The following is a 16042-nucleotide window of genomic DNA, read 5'->3' on the forward strand; positions in this document are numbered from 1 at the left end:
CGAAAAAAACGCGCCTTTGCGTCCATTCCTTATTGTGTTTGTATTTTTGATAGAAATTTGTATGATACGAATAAAAAATAAATTCACGTGCCAATATTTCTTTTCCCTACTTTGTCTGCTTTGGGGTATCGGAACAAACCCTTTAAAGGGGCAGGAATCGCCACTAAGCGGCAGTAACGTCCTCAAAATCAAGGTTTTGGAAAGAGGGGTCTATAGAATTAGCGCACAAGATTTACAAAATGCAGGTTGGAATTTGAGCCAAATCACGCCCCAAAATCTTGCCCTTTTTGGCAGTGAAAATGGCATGCTACCCCAAGAAAACGCCTTCTGGACGTTAGAAAAATTGCAACACACCTTAAAAGAGCAGGCAATACAGGTAGTAGGCGGTGAAGATGGGCGTTTTGAGGGACAAGATTACCTCTTATTTTTTGCAGAAAGTAGCGATAAAATGTCATATAATACACAAACTAAACTTTTTGAATACGAGAAAAATTTATACGACGACCACAATTATTATTTTCTTGTCCAAAAAACAAGCCCTGCCTTGCGGATAGAAAAGGCGGCGCAGCCTCAAAATAGTGGCACGCTCCTAACGCAGTACGATAGAATTTGGCATCATGAGTTGGAATTAGCCAACATTCTTTCTTCGGGTGTGCGTTTTGCGCCGGGAGGTTCGGGTAGGAAATGGTTTGGTGAAAGGTTTGATTTTGAAAGAAGTTATCGCCTTGATTTTGAAGCGACTTCCCTAATAGCCGAAAGCCCCTTGCACCTTCGCTTGCGCGTGATGGCGTTATCGGGTTCGCCCAGCAATTTTAATATACGCCTCAATAACAAGGACTTAGGCGCAATAGATGTGCCTTTTCTACCCATTTCTACCTATGCACCCAAAGGCGTAGAAGTGGAAAAAAGCTACCTTATTGCCCCTGCCGAGCTAAACGAGCGCGAACTTTTGCGCGTGGAGATTGAATACAACAAAACGGATAATCTAAACGGCTTTGGCTATTTAGACTACCTTACCTTGCAAGGAAAATGCCTTTTGCAGCGTGGCACAAACCAACTTATTTTTAGAAATACACAAACGCTAAACCTAAGTGAGGCTACTTTTCAAATTCAAAACCTACAAGACCAAGACCAAATTTGGGACATTTCAGACCCCCAAAAGCCTATTTTTATAGAGCAAAGAAGCGGAAATGCGGTTTCTATTTTTACAGAAAATAAATTAAAAGAATTTGTTGTTTTTCAGAATCCGCTTGCACCTTTGGAAATACAAAGTGTTGAAAGTCAGAATCTTATCGGATTGCCTACGCCCAACTTTCTTATCCTAACGCACCCTAATTTTGAAGCACAAGCGCAGCGATTGGCAGATTTTAGGCGTGCCGAATCGGGTTTGGAAGTGCAGGTGGTTAGAATAGACCAAGTCTATCACGAATTTTCTTCGGGTAGGCAAGATGTATCGGGTATTCGCAATTTTATACGCTATTTGTATTTAAAAAATCCTACCAAAATGCAATATGTCTTGCTTTTTGGAGATGCTTCTTTCGACTACAAAGACCGAATTGGCAGCAATACCAACTTTATACCTACCTACCAAGCGCGTGAATCTTTGCACCCTATTCTTAGTTTTTGTTCTGATGATTACTTCGCTTTTATGGACGAAAACGAGGGTTTTTGGGAAGAGAGCTATTCGGCAGACGAGCCTGATTTAGATTTGGGCATTGGCAGACTGCCTGTACGAAATGCACAGATGGCGGAATTGGTTGTCGATAAATTGCTGCATTACGGCAGTATGCCTACTTTGGGCGATTGGCGCAAACGCCTCACTTTTGTTTCCGACGACGGCGACCAAAACATTCATTCCGCTGATACTGAACGCCTTACGAATTTTGTGGAAAGCACCTATCCCGCCTTTAATGTGCAAAAAGTGCATGTCGATGCCTTTGCGCAGGTTTCTACCAGCAACGGAAAAGAGTCTTTTGCCGCACGTGAGCAGCTCGAAGAGATACTCAATGCAGGCACGCTCCTTGTCAATTTTATGGGGCATGGGTCAGAAACGGGCTGGACTTCGGAGCGTATCCTGACGCTTTCTTCTATTAGCCGCTGGCAAAATCAAGACCGCCTGCCGCTTTTCGTAACCGCTACCTGTACTTTTGGTAGGTACGACAACCCCAATGTCGTTTCGGGCGGCGAGCAGCTCATGGTAGGGCGTAGCACAGGCGCAATCGGTTTGGTAACTTCTACGCGCCCTGTTTTTTCTAATACCAATTACCTTCTGGCGCGGGCTTTTTATGAAGCCGTCTTAGAGCCGATTGCAGGCGAAATGCCGCGTCTGGGGCAGGTCATGCGCAAGGCAAAAAATCAGAGTTTGAACTTAGCAAACCGCAATTTTGCCCTCATAGGCGACCCCTCTATGCGCCTTGCCTACACAAGTGAAAAGGCACTTGTTACGAAAATAGAGCGCAACGGAGTGGCGCAAAATCTACAAAATGCTCAAATTGCAGCCCTTAGCAGGGTGCGTGTTTCGGGTCAGATTGAAAAAAATGGGGCTTTGAGCCAAGACTTTAATGGGACACTCTTTGTAAAAGTATTCGAAAAGCCTGCCTCTTTGCTCTCCAAAGGCGACGAAAGCGACCCTTTTAGTTTCCCAAGCTATGAATATGCCATCTTTCAGGGACAGGCTTCGGTTAGGAATGGACTTTTTAGTTTCGAATTTATTGTACCAAAAGATATAGACTACAAATTAGATTGGGGAAAAATTAGCCTTTATGCCCAACATGACAGCCAAAATAGAGATGCCTTAGGACACCAAAAAGTGCTTATCGGCGGCAGCGACGAGGCGGCAACACCTGATAATGCGCCTCCAAAAGTGCAGCTTTGGGTACAAAATAGAAATTTTAAGTCGGGCGATGTCGTACCTTCAAATACGCTCCTACTTGCCGATTTGGAAGATGAGCAGGGTATCAATATCAGCGGATACACTATCGGACACGATATAGAGGCAGTCTTGGAACTCAATTTTGAGCAGGCAGAAAAAGCCCAAACGCAAACTTTTATCCTCAATGCCTACTATCAAACCCTAAAAGACGACTTTACAAAAGGCACATTAAACTATGCCCTACAACGCCTGCCTGCGGGAAAGCATCGCCTTTCGCTGACGGCTTGGGACACACACAACAATTTCACAACCGAAAGCATAGAATTTAGGGTAGAAAACGCGCCTATCGCTGTTGATTTGAAAAAATCATACCCCAATCCTTTTTCCGACCGCCTGCATTTTGAAATTACACAGGATAGGGCAGGCGACGATATAGAACTCATCTTGCAAATTTTTGATGTGCAGGGCAGGCTGGTACGCCAAATTCGCCAAACTTATCTCAATAGCAATTCCCAACTGCAAATCACTTGGGACGGCAAAAGTGAAGGTGGTACAGAGGTTCGTTCGGGGGCTTATATCTGCAAAATAATTGTTTCTTCGCCTACACAAAATGCAGCAGGGCAGGCGATTTTCAAAGCGATAAGAGAATAAATAAGGCAGGTTATTGTCCGATTTTAGCAGTTTCGGGATTACCGTTTTGTTCAGACGTGCGAAGCTGGAGCTTCGCGCTACATTTGTAGGGACAAGGCATTGCCTTGTCCGATTTTAGCAGCTTCGGGATTACCGTTTTGTTCAGACGTGCGAAGCTGGAGCTTCGCGCTACATTTGTGCAAAGGCTACAAAGGGCTAAAAGTGGGTCAGAATTGGAAGCAGGACAAAATAAAACACCCTTACTTCATAGAAGCAAGGGTGTTTTCCTTGTGAACTCGGCAGGATTCAAACCTGCAACCTTCAGAGCCGTAATCTGATGCTCTATTCAGTTGAGCTACGAGTCCGTATTTCAAAAATAAAACCTCTAAACCTTTTAATTTTGTCAGATTTTGAAAAGTACAACTTCATTGCACCAAAAACCAACATAGTGAACTCGGCAGGATTCAAACCTGCAACCTTCAGAGCCGTAATCTGATGCTCTATTCAGTTGAGCTACGAGTCCGTTCAACGCTGCGCGTTTTGTGAGTGCAAAGGTAGGTATCTTTTTCGAATTTGCAAACTTTGGGGCGCAAAAAAATCTTTTTTTTTCATTTTTTTTGCTAAAAGGTTCTTTTTCAGGCGAAAAAGCGGTGCTTTCATTCATTCTTTCTTTGTAGGAAAGGCACAATCCCCTGAAAATAGCTACCTTTGTGGCACGATATAGTTTCTCTTTTCCAAGTTCGAATTCCGAAAAAATGAGTCAAAAACAGAAGAAAACGCCCCTTGAGCCTACCGAATCTAATTCGGAATTGCCACAGTTTTCGCAAGCCGAGTCGCAAGACGTAGAGGAAACAGCGCAAGAGCAAGACGACGCATCTGATGAGGATACTGATGATACGCCCGAAGACATCTTTCCCCTTTCTGCCGCTGATTATCCCGACTTGGAGATAGATTGGGCGGGTGAGGCTTCTTTTGATGCCAACCATAAGGCAGGCTTTGTGAGCATTATAGGCAAGCCCAATAGCGGCAAATCTACCCTTATGAATGCTTTGGTAGGTGAAAAGTTGGCTATCGTTACGCCGAAGGCGCAGACAACGCGCCACCGCATTATGGGCATCTGGAATGGCGAGGATTATCAAATTATTTATTCAGACACGCCCGGTATTATTGCGCCCAAGTACGAATTGCACCAAAAGATGATGCTTTTTGTAGAAAAAGCCTTAGAAGATGCTGATTTGGTGCTTTTCGTAACAGATATTCACGAAAAACACGACCAAACGCACGCCATTGAAATCTTGCAAACGGCGCAACGCAAGCACAAAGACCTGCCCATTTTGGTTTTAATCAACAAGATTGACTTAGCGACAGAAAGCGAGGTAGAGCAGGCATTTGATTTTTGGCAACAGACCCTTTCCCCTGCCGCCGTCATTCCCACTTCGGCACTGCACCTCTTTAATTTGGAGCAGGTAAAGGCACAAATTTTGGCGCATCTGCCTCTTCACCCCCCTTATTTTGCCAAAGACCAGCTCACCGACCGCCCCGAAAAGTTTTTCGCCGCCGAAATTTTCCGCGAAAAGATATTTTTACACTATGAGCAGGAAATTCCCTATTGTTGTGAGGTAAAGATTATGAACTTTGAAGAGGAAGAAAAGATGTATCGCATTGCGGCAGATATTCACGTCGAGCGGCTTTCCCAAAAAGGTATCGTTATCGGAAAAAATGGGGCTGCCCTCAAAAAGGTAAGCACAGAGGCACGCAAAGAAATGGAGGTCTTTTTTGGAAAGAAAGTCTTTTTAGAGAGCTATGTGCGCGTGAGCGAGGATTGGCGCAAAAAAGCAGGTAAATTATCGCGTTTTGGTTATTAGTTTCAACCTATTTTCTAAGAAAGGCACATGACAAATACCACTCCTTTGCCTGCACAGGCTACCATTTGGGACTACCTAAAACTGCATTTTATCGTCTTTATCTGGAGTTTTACGGTAGTATTGGGTAAGTTAATTTCTATTCCTGCCGTAGAGTTGGTCTTTTATCGGGCTACGTTGGCAGGTTTGATAATGGGTGCGTTTTTGCTAATCTGGCGGCGAAAAAGTTTGTTTTTGCCAACAAAGGAATTGCTCAAACTCCTACTTACGGGCGTAGTAGTGGCAGGGCATTGGATTCTATTCTTTGCCGCCGCGAAGGTTTCGAATATTTCTATTTGTTTGGTCGGATTATCGACGGCTTCTTTCTGGACTTCTATCATCGAGCCGATTATCAATAAGCGAGCGATTAAATGGTATGAAATCTTGTTGGGTATTTCTATTATCTTAGGGCTTTATATCATCTTTCAATTTGGCATCAAGGCGGAGTATATCTTAGGCTTGGTGATGGCGGTCTTGTCGGCACTCTTGGCGGCGGTCTTTTCTACACTCAATAGCCGCTTTACGAATCGTTACCAACCGCAAACGATTACAACCTATGAAATGTTGGGGGCAGGTGGTGGAATTGCCCTTTTCTTTCCCTTCTATGGGGCTTATTTGAGTGAAGGCGGCGGCTTAGATTTGATGTTGAAAGATTTGCCTGCTTTTGCGTCCCAAACTTGGGTGAGCTACCTGCCTTTTCCTACCGACGTGCTATTTTTGGCTATCCTCATTGGCGTTTGTACGCTGTATGCCTACTCTGCCAGCGTGGAGCTTTTGCGCAGGATTCCCGTCTTTATGACAAACCTGACGATTAACTTAGAGCCTATCTATGGGATTATTTTGGCAATTCTGTTTTTTAATGAAGGCGAAGAACTCAATCAGCAGTTTTTTATCGGAACGGCGATTATCTTGCTTTCCATTTTGGCTTATCCTTTCATTCGCCATTATGAAAAAAAAACCGAAGCACTACGAATTAGAAAAAGCCTGTAGGGAATCTTTCCCAAAATGCCGTTGCACATTTTTATAGCGCAGCGGCATTTTTTTGGAGGGTGAAAATAGTTATCACTTTTTTCTAAATGGTCTAATTGATTTGCTTACGCTAAGTCTTCAAGGTCGTGCAGCCCCTTTTTTAATTCGGCTATCGAAATTTGGTGCTGGGCAGCCAAATCTTCAATGACTTCTATTTTCCAACTACTGTATTGGCTTTCATAGCCGTGATAGACAATATTGGTCTTGTTGCGATTCGAAAAAAGTAGGCTCTGCAAGTTTTTGCCGCGATAGTCTTTGGCATAATTGCGCAGGGTGTCGAAGATTTTTTCACGCGCTTGCATCTGTTTGTGAAATTTACGCTTGGTTTCTACCACCTTTTTCTGACTTGCCTGCACTTCGAGCCAAGTTGGATAGTAGGGACTTTGTTCAGGTTTTTGCGACTTGACAAAACACTCGTGTAGGCGTTGCAAGTTTTCCGCTGTTTTGAGTTCGGGGTGCAAGCCTTTGCTTTTTTTCCACCCTTCGAGGGAAAGGGGCGGATTCTGAACCAAGTACAAAAGGTTGTTGTTGTGCGTAACTTTATAGGGCGGAATGTTGAGAAATTGTGCCACCTGATTGCGCAAGTGCCAAAAAGCTACAAAAAATAAGACCTGCCGCAGTTCTAAGCCGTTTTTAATGGCAAAATGATAAGCGTGGTGAGGGTCTTCCTCGTAATGTAGGTTTTCTAAGGCTTTGCGTTCGGATTGATACCAATCGAGGGTCTGATGTGCCTCCAGCTCTGCCAAAAGCAGCGTTTTGAGTTCGAAAAGGTAGGCTACGTCGGTGGCGGCGTATATAATTTGCGATTCCGAAAGTGGGCGGCTAATCCAATCGGATACCTGTTCTTGTTTGTCTAAGGTGATATTTAGTTTTTCTTGTAAAAGATTTTGCAAACTAATGTCGTTGTTGATGACAAAAAGGAAACGGTGCATCATCGCCGTATCGTCTATGTTCTTGACTCGACAGTGGTAGAGTTCATCTAAGATGAGCAAGTCGGAGGTGCAGCCATGAAAGACCTTGTTGAGGTTTTCGTCGGTTAGAATCGCCAATAGTTTTTCTATTTGTGGCTGCCTGACGACATCGAAGATAAAAATCTGTTCGCCATCAAAGACTTGCACCAGCGAAAGGTGCCGTCCGTAAAATTTATTGCTATCATCAAATTCTAAATCAATCGCCAAACTCTGCGCATTTCCGATTTTCTCGACCGCCTGCTCATAGGAATTTTTTTCCTCGATGTGCAGGATAGGGATTTGCAGATTGGGCAGCAAAAGTGGGGCAAGTGCGGGCATATCAGCAGGGTGCGTTTTTTGCGTAGCCTGCCACTCCTCTAAGGAAAAACGTTTTTTAGACATGGGACATCACGACCTATTTTGCACAAAAAAACAAAAAGATTGGCAGTTTTTCAAAAAAAGTTGCTATTTGCTTCTAATTCTTTGCCGTAGCAAGTGGGTAGGGGTAGTAAAAAGCGGCTTCTTAGGGGCTTTGAGTGGCTATTGGCACAAATTTTTTCTTTGTGCAAAAACAAATCTATGACATTTTTTCGCCTTTTCCCTTCTCTTTTCCAAAAGCCTATTTCTGTTTTCAGGTAGTTTTGCTGCCCTGCCTCGCCACTTTTAGTAGTGTGGGCATCAAATAATAGAGGCATAAAAAGAAAGCGAAAGTCCATTTTTTTGAGAAATATTCACAATATTTGTCTTTTTCGTCTTACCTTTGTATTTTTGAGATAAACTTCAAAACAATGGTAGTACAGTTCAAAGTAGGCAATTATCTATCCTTTAAAGAGGTGGCGGTTTTTAGCATGGTGGGGTATATGCCCATAAAGGAGCATGAAACCAGTCCCTTCCTTTCTAATGTTTTTTATGACCCAAGCGAGAAAATAAAGTTACTTAAAAGCAGCGTGCTTTATGGCGCAAACGGGAGTGGAAAAAGCAACCTACTTTCAGCCATGCACTTTTTTAGAAAATTTATCCTCACCTCTTCTAATCAAAGACAGGCAGGCGACCAAATCAAGGTGCTGCCTTTCCTACTTTCTTCGGAAACAGAGGGGCTACCTTCTTTTTTCGAGATGATTTTTTATATAGAAGACACGCGCTACCGTTTTGGCTTTGAAACAGATAACCAAAACATTCATGCGGAATGGCTCTTTGCTTTGGGAAAGGAATCTTCTACTAAGGAACTTAAATTATTTTCCCGCCAATTTCAGCAGATACAGCCCACAAAACATTTTAAAGAAGGCAAAGGACTCGAAGACAAAACGCGCCCCAACGCACTTTTTCTATCAACAGTGGCACAACTCAATGGCAATATTGCAACAAAAATATTGAGATGGTTTCAAGAAAATTTTAATGTCATATCAGGTTTAGAAAATACAACAATTTCCTACACCGTTTCCAAATTTCAAGAAGACGAAGATTTTAGAAAAATAGTCATTGAATTTTTTAAATCTATTCAAATCGGTTTTGAGGAACTTGCGATTTTGGAAGAAGAGGCTCTTTTGGATACCACTTTGGCAGCACTCCCAAAGGTTTTGCCACAAGAGATGGATACAATCCTAACGCAGCTCAAAAAATTGCAAGAAACCCTAAGAGTTGCCCAAGAAGGCAAGTCAGAAGCAAAGAAGGTGGCTATTTATACCCAACATAAGAAGTTTGACAAGGCAGAGAACTTTTTGCGCTACGAAACGCTCGATTTCAACTTGGAATCGAAAGGGACTCAAAAGATTTTTAGCTTATTAGGACCCATCTTCGATACCATTCAGAAAGGAAAAGTTTTGGTAGTAGATGAGTTAGACTCACGTTTGCATACCCTATTAACAAAAGAGTTGGTCAAATTTTTTCATTTAAAAATAAACAAAAAAGCGCAACTTATTTTTGCCTCTCACGACACAAATCTCCTAAGAAAAGATATTTTTAGGCGCGACCAAATTTGGTTTGCAGAAAAAAATAAGTTGGGCGCAACTGATTTATATTCGCTCGTAGAGTACAAAGTCAATCAGGCGACTGTTCGCAATGATGCTTCTTTTGAAAAAGACTATTTATTGGGCAAATACGGGGCAATTCCTTTCTTAGGCAATATCCAAAAATTTAAAACTGACTTTTTCGATGACCCACAAGAGCAAGAAAAATAAGAACTTTGAGGCGTTGGGTGCGTCCCTCGAACGAAAAGCCAATAACAGAACCGAACGTAAGGTAGCAGAAGAAAAGCCGCTTATGCTGTTTAGTTTTAAAGATTTTCAGTATAATGCTCAAATTCCCCCTGGACAATCTTATGAACAATGGCAGCAGGAGAGCTTATTGGCTTATATGTTGGAAAAGTTTGGTTATATCTGTGGGGTGAATAGAATTGAGGCAGAGCAACAGAAATTTTTAAAGGTATATGGCGGCTTTCCCCTTCATTCCGAATTTAGCAATCCTTTTCCTGATAGAGAACTTGTCTGGGCTGTTATTATGAATTTGGGGGGACAAAAAAGGCGCGTAGTAGGTCATCTTATCGGACATGTCTTTTATGTAGTTTTCCTTGACGCAGAACATAGGTTTTATCCATCTTCTAAAAAAAATACCTAAGCAAGACCGTTTTTTATGTGCTTTTGAAAACCAAATTCCCCCATGAATATCGCCATGAATATCGCCTATCTTTCCACTTTCTACCCCTTTCGCGGCGGCATTGCCCAATTTAATGCTTCCCTTTTGCAAGCCCTTGCCAAAACTGAACAAGTAGAAGCCTATACCTTTAAAAGGCAGTATCCCGAATTGCTTTTTCCCGGCTCCTCGCAATACGTAACGCCCCAAGACGCACAAGCCGAAGTCATCAATTCTTTGCCCCTTTTGGATACCATCAATCCAATAAGCTATTGGACGACCGCTAAAAAAATCCGCGCCTTTGCACCCGATTTGTTATTGATGAAGTTTTGGATGCCCTTTTTCGCGCCCAGTTTAGGCACAGTAGCTGCCAATATGCTGCCCAAGACCAAGCGTGTCGCCATTCTCGACAACCTCATTCCGCACGAAAGTCGCTTTTTTGATAAAAGTCTGATTGCTTATTTTCTGAAAAATACCGACGCTTACGTTGTCATGAGCCAAGCCGTACTCGACGATTTGCTGCATTTCAAACCCCAAGCGCAGTACCTCCTTTTTCCACACCCCTTATACGACCATTTCGGACAAAAACTAACGCGCCAAGAAGCCTTAGCCCATTGGGGAATAGAAAAAGATAAAAAAGTCTTGCTTTTTTTTGGTTTTATACGAAAATATAAAGGACTTGATTTGCTTCTCGATGCCTTCGCACATCTAAGTCAGGACTATGTTTTGCTCATTGGGGGCGAATCGTATCTTGCTGAAAGCGAACGCCAAGCCTTGCAAAAAAGCATCGAAACACACCCTGCCGCCGAGCGCATTAAGGCGCATATTCGCTACATTCCCGATGAAGAAGTGAGCCTCTTTTTTTCTGCCGCCGATGTCAATATTCTGCCCTATCGAAGCGCGACCCAAAGCGGCGTAACGGCGATTGCCTATCATTTTGAAGTCCCCGTTTTGGTGCATGACGTGGGCGGCTTGCGCGAAATGGTAGAGCCATACCAAACGGGCGAAGTCTTGGAAGCACCTTTTACGCCCCTGCGATTGGCAGAAAAGATAACGCATTTTTTCGAAAAGCAGAATCCAAATGATTGGAAACAAAACCTACGCAACTTCAAAACCAACTACTCTTGGGAAAAATTGGCGCAAGCGATTGTAAGTCTTTAAAGGCTATTTGTTTTTTTGGTCTGAAAAACTTATTTTTGTGTTATCTCTCCTCTCCATTTCTTCTTAACAGACGCACCTAAACAAACAACATGAAAAAACGAAACCTTTTAGACACTGCCCTTATCGCTATCATTGAGCAAAAAAATAAGCTGGCAGATTTAGACTACAACGACCCCCTCTACGACGAAGTAGAAAACAAACTTCACGAAATTGAAGATGCCTTTGTAGAACATTTCGGCGACGAATTAGAAGAAATCATCGAGGGTCTTTACGAATTGCATCACTTTCAGGGCGAGGTGCTTTCCCCCATTTCTTATTTGGCGCGTAAGTATCAGGTAGAAAAAACGCCAAAAGAAACGCGCTATGCTGCCGATAAAGAAGATGCCCTACAAATTGATGCCCAAAATCACTTGGTCTTGTTGCCCATGCCGCCCCGAATTTGCCTTTTAGATGCCGCAGGGAACAGCGTAGAACTTTGGGCTGACCGTTAGGAACAAATGCCGCTCTCTTTTCGTTTTGGGTAAAGAATGATGGAAATGATAGGTTTCCAACAAAAAACGCGCCTTTGCCCAAAAACGAAAGTCCTGATTTTCAAACCTTTGAAGCAAAAAAAATAAGCCAACAAAAAAAAGTAGAAAAAAGTCGAAAAAAAATTGCCGCCACATTTGGCAGATTCAAAAAAAAGACCTACCTTTGCATCACGATTTGGGAACGATACCAAATCAAAGAAAAAAAACACAACGCTCCATTCGTCTAGCGGTTAGGACGCCAGATTTTCATTCTGGTAGCAGGGGTTCGATTCCCCTATGGAGTACGAAAAAAGAGGTGCAATGCCTCAAAATGCTTTTTCGTAGTCGGAAAGGCAGCAGAGCAAAAGATGCTCCATTCGTCTAGCGGTTAGGACGCCAGATTTTCATTCTGGTAGCAGGGGTTCGATTCCCCTATGGAGTACAAAAAACTCATGATAACTTGGAAAACGCTCTAATTTTTTAGGGCGTTTTTTTTATGCTTTTATCTTTTCTGCCACTACTTGCTTTCGTGCCTTACTTCCAAATTTCCTTCTTATGCCAAGTCCTGTCAAGCCCAAAAAACAGTTGGGGCAGCATTTTCTCACCGACGAAAATATCGCTAAAAAAATTGTCAATCTTCTTCCTTTGCAGCAGGGCGAAAAGCCTATGCGCACGCTCGAAATTGGGGCAGGTACGGGGGTTCTGACTAAGTATTTGCTCGAAAGAACAGACTTGGAGATGTTTGTCGTTGATATTGATGCCGAATCGATTGCCTTTTTAGCACAGCATTTTGAAGCCTATTGGAAAAACAACGACCGCCCTGCGCACCTAATTTCAGGCGACTTTTTGGCACTCGACTTAGGACAACGCTTTGAAAATCAGCCACTTTTTATTATCGGCAATTTCCCTTACAATATCTCCTCGCAGATTTTCTTCAAAGTCTTGGCGCATCAGGAGCAGGTGCAGCAAGTGGTGTGTATGATACAAAAAGAAGTGGCGCAACGCTTGGCAGCGAAAGAGGGCAATAAGACTTATGGCATTTTGAGCGTCTTGCTTCAAACTTTTTACAAAATAGAATACAGTTTTAGCGTTGGGGCAAAGGTCTTTAATCCGCCGCCGAAGGTAGAATCTGCCGTTATTCGTTTGGTTAGAAATGGTAGGAAGGAATTGGGGTGCGCCCAAAAGTTGTTTTTTCAGGTAGTAAAGGCAGGTTTCAATCAACGCCGCAAGACCTTACGCAACGCGCTCAAATCCCTTTTGCCACCTCTTTTTTCCGACCCACAGCAATATCTGGACAAACGCGCCGAACAACTTAGCGTAGAAGATTTTATCGCCCTTACGCAGAGCATAGAAAAGGCGCGTCAGTCTGAAAAAATGTAAAAAGCGCAAAAAATATCATTTGAAGCCTAAAAAATAGAAGTACCCGAAAAGTTTTGATGCCAAAATTTCTGACGCAACGAGCAGAGGCACTTTTCGGATAGACTTGGGATAGCGGAATGGCGCAGGGGCTTCGCGCCTTCCTTGCACCCAAAACATCTATAGCACCTCGCGTAGCACTTGCAGGGCTTCGCTGCTCAAAGGTTTGGTGAGAAACTTGATGACGTTCTGATTTTCGAGCATTCTATCGATGTCGCGTTTGTTGTCGGAGCTGGAAAGGACTACAATTTTACACTTCTGACGAATTTGTTCGGACATCTTATCAAATTCATATAAAAAGATAAAACCATCTACAATCGGCATATTGATGTCCAAGAAGACTAAATCGGGAAGGTTGTCGAGGTTGTGTTCGTTTTCGGTCAGATATTCTAAGGCACTCTTTCCTGAATTGCGAATTTCGATGCGCTGGGCAAATCCTGTAAGCTCGATAATGCGCTTGCTGATGAAATTGTCGGTGTCGTTGTCGTCTATCAACATCACGAGTCCTAATTTTTCTTGGATAGCCATAATTTTATGGAGGTGTTAGAGATGGAAAGGATTTTTGAGGGAAAAACGGCGTTTGGGTTTGTTTTGGCAAGTTAAGAAATTTTAGCTCTTTTTACCATAGCAAACCTGCTTTTTGCCTACTTTTAAGGTTAAATTTTGCATTTGGTTGCAAACAAGTGTTAGAAATGCAAAGATGGGGGTTTTTTCACCGAAAGATAAGCCAAAAAGCCTTATGGGGCAAATTTTTTCCACAAAATAAGGGCAACTTCGACGTGTTTAGCGGGTCTTGCTTACCGTTTGCCGCGCTCATTCGTCCTTTGCCAAACGGCTATTGCGCAAAGCTGCCGCTACCAAAAAGAGGGCAATCGGCACAATTAGGTGCAAAATCGAACTAAATAGTGCCACAAAAGCGTCTATTGTGAAGAGGTATTGGTGGTTAAAATAGCTCCATGCCATTTGTAAGAGGCGGATAATATCGGTAAAAAGCCAAACGACAGAGGCTAAGGCTAAAAAAAGTGCGGCATCTTTGAGTTTCATATTGAAAAGGGGAAAAGATGGGAAAATATGGGCGTTGTTGCAACGATAAAAGTCTTAAATGCACCCTACCCCAAACCTCGCCCCCATAGGGCGGGGCTTTTATTTTCGATATCATTTTTTTGCATTTATGCAAAAAAATGATTTGGTTTTCGAACCCTCCCCTATGGGGGCAGTAATGTTAAGTTCTGTAAAAAGCCTTGTTTTATCAAATTTGACACGAAATAAAATTTGGACTGACCCCTATTTTTGGGTCTGAAAGTCCTTTTTTATTTCAATCTCACTGCGGACAAGGCAATGCCTTGTCCCTACATTTGAATCTAATTTTTAGAATTTAACATTACTGCCTATGGGGGTAGGGCAGGGTGGGGGTTCAGGAGGCTTATGCGAAGCACAAAACTCCGTTTTTTGACCTTCTGACCGTTGTAACAATGCCAAAATATGACAAAAAGTTAGAAAATACAAATCTATCACACTCCATAGAGCAGCCTTGCTACGGAAAAATAAACGGCTAACCCTATCAAATCGTTGGCAGTCGTAATAAAAGGACCCGAAGCGACGGCAGGATTGATGCCCATTTTGGAAAGAATAATTGGCGTTAGCGTACCTGAAAGCGAGGCTATCATCACGACGGCAAAAAGGGCAATAGAAACAACGGCGGCTAATTTTATATTTTGGGTATAAAGCATATTAAATCCGAACACGACTCCTGCAATGACAATCCCACTAAAAAGTGCTACTAAAAGCGACTTCAAAAGACGGCTTGCCAAACTCTCTTGCAGGGCAGATTTTTCGGCTAAAGTCTGCACTACCAGCGTAGCGGATTGGATTCCCACATTGCCTCCTGTGGCAGTAATCAGGGGAATAAAAAAGGCTAAGGCAGGTATCAGAATGAGGTCTTGCTCGAAAAGCCCCATAAAACGCGCTCCCAGCAGTCCGCCTGTCATGCCGATAATGAGCCAAGGCAGACGCGCCCTTGTGAGCTTCCAAACGCTATCGTCTTCTTCTACATTTTCCGAAATCCCCGACATGGCTTGCCGTTCCAATTCTGCCTGTTCGCTCATCACATCTACTACGTCATCAATCGTGATACGCCCCAGCAGTTCGCCCTGCACATTCACGACGGGGACGGCTTCTAAGTCGTATTTTTTCATCAGCTCGACGATATTTTCGGCACTGTCATAAGAATTGACCGCCACTACATCGGGTTCGTAAATATCAGCGACCTTCGTTTCGGCACGGCTCAAAATGAGCCTTTTGAGCGAAACGCGCCCCAAGAGGCGGTTTTGGTCATCTACTACATAAACGGAGTGGATTTTCTCGACGTTCTCTGCCTGACGGCGAATTTCCTCGATGCACTGCACTACATTCCAATTGATATTTGCCTTGATAAGTTCTTTTGCCATTAAGCCGCCTGCGCTATCTTCCTCATAGTGAAGCAGGTCTAAGATATTTTTTCTATCTTCTTCATCTACAAAGGCGATAATCTCCTCGCGCGTTTTGAGGGGTAGTTCGCTTAAAATGTCGGCGGCATCGTCTGAATCGGTGTGGTGTAGGAGGGCGGCAATTTGTTGGGGTTCAAATTCTTTTAGAAAGTTGGTGCGTATGTCGGGGTCTAAATCGCTGATGATGTCCGCGCTGACATCTTTATCGAGCAAATTGATGACATACTTGCAGGCTTCGGTATCTAATTCGTCTAAGATGGAGGAGATGTCGGCAGGGAAAAGGTCTTGTGTAGCCTGCACAATCCAAGCCTCCTCTTTTTTTTCGATGGCTTGGATAAATTGGTCGAGAAAGTCTTGGGTCAGGACAAAGTTCAAGGCGGTGGGGGTTTGTGGTGAAAAGAGAGCGGTTTCACTTCTAAACGGCTTCGGAGAAAGCCCCTTGCTACATTTCGAACAAAGA

At 43.2% G+C, this 16042-nt stretch carries 13 protein-coding genes and 4 tRNA genes; 10 read left to right on the plus strand and 7 right to left on the minus strand.

All coding sequences use genetic code 11. From position 1 onward, the window contains the following. Nucleotides 1-61 precede the first annotated feature (61 nt). Nucleotides 62-3523: a type IX secretion system sortase PorU gene (gene porU / locus G500_RS0118995; RefSeq protein ID WP_086047975.1), complete on the plus strand. Its 3462-nt coding sequence runs from the start codon at nucleotides 62-64 to the stop codon at nucleotides 3521-3523. Between the two features lie 270 nt (nucleotides 3524-3793). Here the strand turns inward: porU and G500_RS0119000 are convergent. Together G500_RS0119000 and G500_RS0119005 are read right to left on the minus strand one after the other, a co-directional pair. Beyond that, nucleotides 3794-3867 (minus strand) — tRNA-Arg (locus G500_RS0119000). A gap of 84 nt (nucleotides 3868-3951) precedes the next feature. Continuing rightward, a tRNA-Arg gene (locus tag G500_RS0119005) sits at nucleotides 3952-4025 on the minus strand. A 232-nt stretch (nucleotides 4026-4257) separates the two neighbouring features. Here G500_RS0119005 and era point away from each other — a divergent pair. Together era and G500_RS0119020 are read left to right on the plus strand one after the other, a co-directional pair. Next, nucleotides 4258-5367, plus strand: coding sequence for a GTPase Era (gene era, locus G500_RS0119015; RefSeq protein ID WP_086047976.1), 1110 nt, complete (start codon nucleotides 4258-4260; stop codon nucleotides 5365-5367). A 27-nt stretch (nucleotides 5368-5394) separates the two neighbouring features. Beyond that, nucleotides 5395-6393 (plus strand): DMT family transporter, encoded by a 999-nt coding sequence (locus G500_RS0119020; protein ID WP_027003690.1) that lies wholly within the window; start codon nucleotides 5395-5397, stop codon nucleotides 6391-6393. Between the two features lie 104 nt (nucleotides 6394-6497). Here G500_RS0119020 and G500_RS0119025 read toward each other — a convergent pair whose 3' ends face one another. Further along, complete coding sequence (locus G500_RS0119025; RefSeq protein WP_027003691.1) at nucleotides 6498-7784, minus strand: ribonuclease D; 1287 nt, start codon at nucleotides 7782-7784, stop codon at nucleotides 6498-6500. A 50-nt stretch (nucleotides 7785-7834) separates the two neighbouring features. After that, nucleotides 7835-8098, minus strand: a complete 264-nt coding sequence (locus G500_RS0119030) for a hypothetical protein (RefSeq protein WP_027003692.1) — start codon at nucleotides 8096-8098, stop codon at nucleotides 7835-7837. Nucleotides 8099-8170: 72 nt separating this feature from the next. On the opposite strand from G500_RS0119030, the gene G500_RS0119035 reads away from it, so the two are divergent. The 7 genes from G500_RS0119035 (at nucleotide 8171) to rsmA (ending at nucleotide 13060) form a co-directional block, all read left to right on the plus strand. Continuing rightward, nucleotides 8171-9559, plus strand: a complete 1389-nt coding sequence (locus G500_RS0119035) for an AAA family ATPase (RefSeq protein ID WP_027003693.1) — start codon at nucleotides 8171-8173, stop codon at nucleotides 9557-9559. Beyond that, nucleotides 9534-9995 carry a hypothetical protein gene (locus G500_RS0119040; protein ID WP_027003694.1) on the plus strand — a complete coding sequence of 154 codons (462 nt, stop codon included), beginning with the start codon at nucleotides 9534-9536 and terminating at the stop codon, nucleotides 9993-9995. Before G500_RS0119035 ends, G500_RS0119040 begins: the two co-directional genes overlap by 26 nt. Nucleotides 9996-10037: 42 nt before the next feature. Next, nucleotides 10038-11171, plus strand: coding sequence for a glycosyltransferase (locus tag G500_RS24295; protein ID WP_051203907.1), 1134 nt, complete (start codon nucleotides 10038-10040; stop codon nucleotides 11169-11171). Nucleotides 11172-11260: 89 nt separating this feature from the next. Beyond that, nucleotides 11261-11662, plus strand: a complete 402-nt coding sequence (locus tag G500_RS25320; RefSeq protein ID WP_051203908.1) for a hypothetical protein — start codon at nucleotides 11261-11263, stop codon at nucleotides 11660-11662. Between the two features lie 251 nt (nucleotides 11663-11913). Then, a tRNA-Glu gene (locus G500_RS0119060) sits at nucleotides 11914-11985 on the plus strand. A gap of 65 nt (nucleotides 11986-12050) precedes the next feature. Next, nucleotides 12051-12122: transfer RNA gene (locus G500_RS0119065), tRNA-Glu, on the plus strand. Nucleotides 12123-12235: 113 nt separating this feature from the next. After that, on the plus strand, nucleotides 12236-13060 hold the full coding sequence (rsmA, locus tag G500_RS0119070; RefSeq protein ID WP_027003696.1) for a 16S rRNA (adenine(1518)-N(6)/adenine(1519)-N(6))-dimethyltransferase RsmA: 825 nt from the start codon (nucleotides 12236-12238) through the stop codon (nucleotides 13058-13060). Nucleotides 13061-13216: 156 nt separating this feature from the next. Here rsmA and G500_RS0119080 read toward each other — a convergent pair whose 3' ends face one another. The 3 genes from G500_RS0119080 to mgtE all read right to left on the minus strand — a co-directional run bounded on the left by G500_RS0119080 (nucleotide 13217) and on the right by mgtE (nucleotide 15957). After that, complete coding sequence (locus G500_RS0119080) at nucleotides 13217-13624, minus strand: response regulator (RefSeq protein ID WP_027003697.1); 408 nt, start codon at nucleotides 13622-13624, stop codon at nucleotides 13217-13219. Nucleotides 13625-13909: 285 nt separating this feature from the next. After that, entirely contained in the window at nucleotides 13910-14140 is a 231-nt protein-coding gene (locus G500_RS0119090; protein ID WP_027003698.1) for a hypothetical protein, read from the minus strand. Nucleotides 14141-14607: 467 nt separating this feature from the next. Then, the gene (gene mgtE / locus G500_RS0119100; RefSeq protein ID WP_027003700.1) at nucleotides 14608-15957 is read right to left on the minus strand and encodes a magnesium transporter; all 1350 of its coding nucleotides are present in this window, start codon (nucleotides 15955-15957) and stop codon (nucleotides 14608-14610) included. Nucleotides 15958-16042: the final 85 nt, after the last annotated feature.

It is taken from the genome of Hugenholtzia roseola DSM 9546 (genome assembly GCF_000422585.1).
Lineage (GTDB): Bacteria > Bacteroidota > Bacteroidia > Cytophagales > Bernardetiaceae > Hugenholtzia > Hugenholtzia roseola.

Coding starts and splice junctions, on each gene's coding strand:
- G500_RS0119030 (WP_027003692.1), bottom strand. CDS start 8,098: ATGGACTTTCGCTTTCTTTTTATGCCTCTATTATTTGATGCCCACACT.
- rsmA (WP_027003696.1), top strand. CDS start 12,236: ATGCCAAGTCCTGTCAAGCCCAAAAAACAGTTGGGGCAGCATTTTCTC.
- era (WP_086047976.1), top strand. CDS start 4,258: ATGAGTCAAAAACAGAAGAAAACGCCCCTTGAGCCTACCGAATCTAAT.
- G500_RS0119020 (WP_027003690.1), top strand. CDS start 5,395: ATGACAAATACCACTCCTTTGCCTGCACAGGCTACCATTTGGGACTAC.
- G500_RS0119025 (WP_027003691.1), bottom strand. CDS start 7,784: ATGTCTAAAAAACGTTTTTCCTTAGAGGAGTGGCAGGCTACGCAAAAA.
- porU (WP_086047975.1), top strand. CDS start 62: ATGATACGAATAAAAAATAAATTCACGTGCCAATATTTCTTTTCCCTA.
- G500_RS0119090 (WP_027003698.1), bottom strand. CDS start 14,140: ATGAAACTCAAAGATGCCGCACTTTTTTTAGCCTTAGCCTCTGTCGTT.
- G500_RS0119035 (WP_027003693.1), top strand. CDS start 8,171: ATGGTAGTACAGTTCAAAGTAGGCAATTATCTATCCTTTAAAGAGGTG.
- G500_RS24295 (WP_051203907.1), top strand. CDS start 10,038: ATGAATATCGCCATGAATATCGCCTATCTTTCCACTTTCTACCCCTTT.
- G500_RS25320 (WP_051203908.1), top strand. CDS start 11,261: ATGAAAAAACGAAACCTTTTAGACACTGCCCTTATCGCTATCATTGAG.
- G500_RS0119080 (WP_027003697.1), bottom strand. CDS start 13,624: ATGGCTATCCAAGAAAAATTAGGACTCGTGATGTTGATAGACGACAAC.
- G500_RS0119040 (WP_027003694.1), top strand. CDS start 9,534: ATGACCCACAAGAGCAAGAAAAATAAGAACTTTGAGGCGTTGGGTGCG.